This window comes from Methylocystis sp. (assembly GCF_046349115.1).
Taxonomy (GTDB): Bacteria; Pseudomonadota; Alphaproteobacteria; order Rhizobiales; family Beijerinckiaceae; genus Methylocystis.
This window is the reverse complement of the sequence record NZ_JAXMCX010000008.1, coordinates 53,268-59,402: the sequence shown is the minus strand read 5'-3', so window position 1 is coordinate 59,402 and position 6,135 is coordinate 53,268. Positions and strand designations below refer to the sequence as shown.

The 6,135-nt window shown below is 64.0% G+C and carries 5 protein-coding genes; 4 read left to right on the top strand and 1 reads right to left on the bottom strand.

Translation table 11 applies throughout. The features are described from left to right. Window positions 1-199 precede the first annotated feature (199 nt). The 3 genes from U1E20_RS16075 to U1E20_RS16065 all read left to right on the top strand — a co-directional run bounded on the left by U1E20_RS16075 (window position 200) and on the right by U1E20_RS16065 (window position 3,828). Window positions 200-742, top strand: coding sequence for a DUF3280 domain-containing protein (locus U1E20_RS16075; RefSeq protein WP_409981633.1), 543 nt, complete (start codon window positions 200-202; stop codon window positions 740-742). A 162-nt stretch (window positions 743-904) separates the two neighbouring features. Beyond that, window positions 905-2,359, top strand: a complete 1,455-nt coding sequence (locus U1E20_RS16070; RefSeq protein WP_409981632.1) for a D-alanyl-D-alanine carboxypeptidase family protein — start codon at window positions 905-907, stop codon at window positions 2,357-2,359. A 275-nt stretch (window positions 2,360-2,634) separates the two neighbouring features. Continuing rightward, the gene (locus tag U1E20_RS16065; RefSeq protein ID WP_409981631.1) at window positions 2,635-3,828 is read left to right on the top strand and encodes a CobW family GTP-binding protein; all 1,194 of its coding nucleotides are present in this window, start codon (window positions 2,635-2,637) and stop codon (window positions 3,826-3,828) included. An 18-nt stretch (window positions 3,829-3,846) separates the two neighbouring features. On the opposite strand, the gene U1E20_RS16060 is transcribed toward U1E20_RS16065, so the two are convergent. After that, window positions 3,847-5,169, bottom strand: coding sequence for a cation:proton antiporter (locus U1E20_RS16060; protein WP_409981630.1), 1,323 nt, complete (start codon window positions 5,167-5,169; stop codon window positions 3,847-3,849). A 186-nt stretch (window positions 5,170-5,355) separates the two neighbouring features. On the opposite strand from U1E20_RS16060, the gene U1E20_RS16055 reads away from it, so the two are divergent. Then, window positions 5,356-6,123 (top strand): ComF family protein, encoded by a 768-nt coding sequence (locus U1E20_RS16055; RefSeq protein WP_409981629.1) that lies wholly within the window; start codon window positions 5,356-5,358, stop codon window positions 6,121-6,123. The last annotated feature ends 12 nt before the right edge of the window (window positions 6,124-6,135 follow it).

Here is a 6,135-nt window from a genome sequence, read left to right as displayed (position 1 = left end):
TCAGATCAAGGCCAAGATCGGCGCGCGCACCGACGCCCATCTCGTCTGGCTGGCGATCGGTGCCGGAATCGTCGGAGACGCGCCCGCCGCCTGAACCGCGCCGCAAAGGAATATTGCCCAATCCGATTGAGGCGATCGTCCGAAGTCTGTCACGCCTTGAGAAGCTACCTCTTTGTCGGATGAAGAGCGGAGCTTCGCGATGGGCAGCAGGACGATGACGCATTTTCTTTCGATGGCGTTGATCGCCGGCGCGATCGGCGGCGCGCAGGCTCAGTCGCCAGCGTCTCCGCGCTTGAAACTCGCCGTCTTCGACATCGAACTCGACGATTTCTCCGCCGGCGGACCGATCGCCGGAGAAAGTCCCGAGGAAACCGCCCGCTTGCAAAGAATGACCGCGCTCGCGCGCGACCTCCTCGCTCAGTCAGGACTCTTTGACATCGTCGACGGAAGCGTCTCGACCGACCAGCGGGTCAAGGACCATTGGCTGCGCAAATGCAATGGCTGTGACGCCGATATCGCCCAGGCGCTTGGCGCGGATTTGTCCTTCGTGTGCTTCTTTCGAAAAATCAGCGTGATGGAACAAAATCTCGACATCCGCATCCGCGACGCGCGCACGGGAGAACTGGCGCATGCCGCGCAAGCCGATCTGCGCGGCGAAACCGATTTGTCCTGGAGTCGGGCGCTGAAGTTCGTCATCAAATATCAGCTCGTCGAGCCGGCGCGCGCGCGCCGCAACCAGTGAGCGCCGCGCCCTTTTGTTAAGATTTACAGTTAACCATCCGCTAACATCGCCCCCGAATCGCCCTAATCTCGGCCTATCCCGGCTATGCGCCTCGCGCGCTATTATATAGTCGGCGATTTCTTGCGATCCCGCGTTTGAGCGACGGATCATGGGGCTAAGCGGATGATCTTCTCGAAGTCCACATTGATTGCGGCGGCCACTGCACTGCTGGTTTCTTTCGGCGCGGCCGCGCCCGCCCGCGCGACGCCCTCGATCGTCATCGACGTTTCATCGGGTGCCGTGCTCTCGCATGATCAGGCGACCGCGTCCTGGTATCCCGCCTCGGTGACGAAGCTGATGACGGTCTATGTTGCCCTTGAAGCGGTGCGCCAGGGACGCATAACTCTCGACACGCCGGTGATGATGTCGCCGCGCGCCTGCCGCGAGGCGCCTTCCAAGATGGGTTTCAGAGCCGGTTCGGAAGTCACTTTGCACAATGCGCTCGTCATGTTGATGGTGAAGTCCGCGAATGACATCGCCGTCGCCATCGCCGAAGGCGTGTCCGGCTCGGTCGAAGCCTTCGCCGACGAGATGAACCGCGCCTCCGCTTCGCTCGGCATGACGCAGTCGGTCTGGTACAATCCCAACGGCCTGCCCGACGAGCGGCAGGTCACCTCGGCGCGCGATCTCGCAATTCTCGGTCGCGCGCTTTACCTGCAGTTTCCCGAACACGCTAATCTCTTCAACATCGGCGCGATGCAGCTCGGCAGGCAGATCATTCCCACTCATAATCATCTTCTCGGCCGTTATCCCGGCGCCGACGGGATGAAGACCGGATTCACCTGTTCGGCCGGCTTTAATCTTGTCGCCTCCGCGACCCGCGGCGGCCGGCGGTTGATCGCCGTCGTCCTTGGCGCGCCCAATCCGATTCTGCGCACGGCGAAAATCGCCGCCCTGCTCGATCGCGGCTTCCAGAGCGGTTCGGGCGTCGCCTCGCTCGCTTCGCTGCCGTCTTCGGGTCCCACCGCGGCGCCCGATTTGCGCGAGTCGGTGTGTCATCATCGCGGTCCCGGCGCGGCCCAATTCATGGCGGAAATCGAAGACGCGTCGGTCCCGGTCGGCTCGGGCGTTCCACTGCTCGACGCGCTGAACGGCGCGCAGCAGCAGCCGCGCATGAACGCCAAGGAAATCGCGCATCTGCCGCGTCCGCGCTTTGAGCCCGTGCCCGTCTATGTCGGCCGCACGCCGGGCTATGTCGGCCCGGTCGCCCGGACGCGGGCGCCGGGCGCGCCCGTCGGCGAACAGACCGATCTTACCGCCTATGCGGCGCAACCCGAGCCTGTCGACGCGAATGCTTCGCCGATCGGCAAGCCGGCGCCGGACGCAGTGGCGCTGCGCCGCGCCAAACATGCGAAGGCCGTGAAGGCGGCGCGCGCGGCGGCGGCGAGAGCCGCCAAAGCCGAAGCCGCCAAAGCTGACGCCGGCGGCGCCGAAGCGATCGAAAGCGCGCCGGCCCCGAAGCCAAAGGCGGCGCCGAAAAGCGCGGCGAGGCCGAGACCGGCGGCGCCTGCCGCCGAAGCCCAGAAGCGCGCGGTCGCGCCGAAGGTCCGCTCCCCCGCCGAACCGGGCAAGAGCTGAACGCGAGAAGCGGCGTTCATTTGTGGAAACGCGCCGCGTTTTGAGAGAATATGCGCGCCTTCCGCGAGTTGGAAGTTTCTCCCTCTCCGGCGCCAGTTCTTTCTGATACAATTTCCGTCTGAGCCGCTCGCATGTCATTCCCGACGCGCGCAGAGCGCGCGATCGGGAATCCAGAGCAAGACCAGCGCTCCTGGATCGGCTCTGGATTCCCGGTCAGGCCTTCGGCCTGCCGGGAATGACAAACTCAGCGAACAGATCAGCCGGAATTCGTCTCGATGAACGATCTTGCCAAGTCAGCCGCCGGCCGCATGACGCGGTCGCCGCCGCCGCCGATTCCGCTCTCCGTCATCACCGGCTTTCTTGGCGCCGGCAAGACCACGCTGCTCAATCGACTGCTCGCCTCGCCGGCGCTCGCCGACACGCTCGTCCTGATCAATGAATTCGGCGAGATTGGCCTCGATCATCTCTTCATCGAGAAGATCGACGGCGACATGGTGCTGATGAGTTCGGGCTGCGTCTGCTGCACGATCCGCGGCGATCTCGTGAATATGCTCGAAGATTTGCTGAAGCGCCTCGACAACGGCCGGATCACGCCGTTCAAGCGCATCGTGCTGGAGACGACCGGCCTCGCCGACCCTGCGCCGATCCTGCACGCGATCATGTATCACCCCTATCTGATGTTGCGCTATCGGCTCGACGGCGTCGTGTCGCTCGTCGACGCCGTCAATGGCGAGGCGACGCTCGACGCACATGAGGAAGCCGTCAAACAGGCCGCGGTCGCGGATCGTCTCGTCATTACGAAAACCGATCTGCCGGAGGGCGCGAAGCGGCTCGACGCGCTGAAGGCGCGGCTCGCGCGGCTCAATCCCGGCGCGCTGCAGCTTGACGCCGCCGCTGGCGACGCAACGCCCGAGGCGCTTCTCAACTGCGGACTATACGATCCCGAGACCAAGACTCCGCGCGTAAAGGAATGGCTCAACGCCGAAGCGGTCGAAGCGGCGCAGGCGCATGACCACGCGGACCATGATCACGGCCATCATCTTCATGACAACGCTGGCACCCATCACCATCATGACGCGAACCGGCACGACGCCCATATCCGCGCCTTCTGCTTTTCATCCGACGCGCCGCTGACGCCGGCCTCCTTCGATATATTCATCGATCTTCTGCGCCACCCCCATGGGCCGCGCATGTTGCGCGTGAAGGGAATCGTCGGGCTCGCCGACGATCCCACGCGTCCCGTGGCGATCCACGGCGTGCAGCATGTCTTCCACCCGCCGCATCGCCTCGACGCCTGGCCCGACGCTGACCGGCGCACGCGCATCGTCTTCATCGTCAAGGATCTCGACGAAAGCTTCGTCGAGGGACTCTACGGCGCGCTCGTCAATCACCCGGCGCCTGACCGCCCCGACGCAGAGGCGCTCGCCGACAATCCGCTCGCGCCGAGAGCGCGCGGTCTGCTCGGCTGACGCGCGCCGCCCCCTATCCTATTCTGCCGAACGGCTGAACAGGCCTCGAACGCGCTGCTCGAAACCATGCAGCTCGTCGCGCCATTGCGGGGAAAATTTGGCCGGTACGCTGGACGCTTGCGATGAGAACCAATCGGCGACGGCGTGAACGACGAGCGACACGGCGCTTTCGAGGCGAGACTGGCGCTCCGTGCCGCGAAGCCACAAAGCGATCGTCGGAAAGGCCGTGACGGTCACCATCGCGGCGCCGACAAGCGCCGTCGCCGTCTCGGGCGCCAGCTGACCTCTCCCGACGCCGAGATAGGTCAGCGCGACGACCAGCGGCAGCGTGGTCGACGTCAACAGCGCCAGCGCCGGCATGTCCCGTTCGGGCAGCGTCCCTCGAAAGAAATTTAGCGGCGCCAGGCGAATGAGCAGGAAGGCGCCGGTAAAGGCGACGAAGCGCACGAAGCTTTCGGGGTTCGTGAAGAGCTTCATGACATCGAAGGCGGCGCCGCTCTCGATGAAAAACAGCGGAATCAAAAAACCGGAGCCGATGGCGGCCAAACGCTCCTCGAGAATTTCGGCCTTGGTGCCGCGCACCAGAATCGCGACAGCCATGCCCGCAATATACGAGCCGACCACAAGCTCCATGCCCAGCCGATCGGCGAAGGAGACGAAGCCCAGCAAGATAACGAGAGAGATTCGAATAGGAAGAAGCTCGTCGTCGTCAAGCCAGTGCACGACGCTATCGGCAAGGCGCTCGGAACGCACCCGCCTGAGAAAGATATTTATTGCGAGTGCGATGGCGATGAAGAAAGCGCTCAGCAGCATCTGGTGGAGATGATGGCTGTGTCGCGCCAGAACGATCGATGCGAGAACGAGCGGCCCGATTTCGCTGATGGCTGCAACGCCAAGCACATAATGTCCAAAGTCGTCATTAAGGTCCCCAGCCTGTCGCAAAATCGGGATCAATATGCCGAAAGCCGTGGTCGGCAAGATCAGCGCGACAAGCAGCGGCGACTCGATGAGGCCGACAATGTAGAGCAGGCCCGAAATGACGATCGAAAGCCCCAATGAAACGACCCATGAATAAAATCCGAGTCGAAGCGGCTTGCCTTTAATTTCGTTCGAATTGAACTCGAAACCCGCCTGAAAAAACAAATAGGCGAGCCCAAAATCCCGGAGAAAGTTCAACGCGCTGTCCGCGCTTACCAGTCCCACGCCGCTTGGGCCGACAAGCATGCCCAGGAGAAGTTCGATGGCGACGATCGGCGCGCGCGCGAAAATTGGAATTCGATTGAGCAGCGGCGCGAGCACGGCGATGCAGGAGATGATAAAGATCGCGTGGAACTCTCTCATGGGCGTCCGTTTCCTACTGGGCTCGACTTCGCATAGCGCCCGCAAATCGCCGACGGCGCGACGCGGACAAGCGATTCTTTTCCTGGTCCATACAATGCGTTAGAGTTCCATTCGCGCTCAACCCCTGATTTATCGGCGAAACGGCGAAGCTTGACTTGGCATAGCGGATTGAACGGCTTTCGACCGATGACGCTGGGCGCCGCGACGGGCCTCACTCGTTACCTCGCAGGCGTCGGGAACGCATTTCTGGACCTTGTCTATCCGCCGTCCTGTCTCGTCTGCCGAAAGGCTGTCGCCGCCCATGGCGCGATCTGCGCCGAATGCTGGCGCGACATCGCCTTCATCGAACGCCCCTATTGCGAGCGGCTCGGCACGCCGTTCGAGCGCGACCTCGCCCAGCCGGGACTGATCTCGCTGGAAGCCGCGGCCAACCCGCCGGCCTTTGGCCGCGCCAGAGCCGTCGCCCGTTATGACAGCGACAAGGCGCGCGCCCTGGCGCATCGGCTGAAATATTACGACCGGCTGGAGCTCGCCGATCCCATCGGCCGCTGGATGGCGCGGGCCGGCGCCGAACTCCTCGCCGAGGCCGATGTGATCGTGCCCATCCCGCTGCACCGGCTGCGGCTTCTGGCGCGCCGCTTCAACCAGTCGGCGGCGCTCGCCCAGGCGATCTCGCGCGAGAGCGCGGTTCCGGCGGAGATGATGGCGCTGGAGCGCGTCAAGCCGACGGCGCCGCAGGTCGGACTGACCCGGGCGCAGCGCGCCGCCAATCTCTCCGGCGCCTTTCGCGTCTCGCCCGACCGCGCCGATGCGATCATTGGCCGCAATGTCGTGCTGGTGGACGACGTGCTGACTACCGGCGCGACCGCCAATGCGGCTGCCCGCGCCTTGCTGAGGGCGGGCGCGGCGCGGGTCGATCTCCTGGTTTTCGCCCGGGCCGTGACAAGCGCGTGAAGGCCAGAGTAT

What these genes read in the sequence shown, in the direction of transcription:
- U1E20_RS16060 (WP_409981630.1), bottom strand. Translation starts at nt 5,169, where the DNA reads ATGAGAGAGTTCCACGCGATCTTTATCATCTCCTGCATCGCCGTGCTC.
- U1E20_RS16070 (WP_409981632.1), top strand. Translation starts at nt 905, where the DNA reads ATGATCTTCTCGAAGTCCACATTGATTGCGGCGGCCACTGCACTGCTG.
- U1E20_RS16055 (WP_409981629.1), top strand. Translation starts at nt 5,356, where the DNA reads ATGACGCTGGGCGCCGCGACGGGCCTCACTCGTTACCTCGCAGGCGTC.
- U1E20_RS16065 (WP_409981631.1), top strand. Translation starts at nt 2,635, where the DNA reads ATGAACGATCTTGCCAAGTCAGCCGCCGGCCGCATGACGCGGTCGCCG.
- U1E20_RS16075 (WP_409981633.1), top strand. Translation starts at nt 200, where the DNA reads ATGGGCAGCAGGACGATGACGCATTTTCTTTCGATGGCGTTGATCGCC.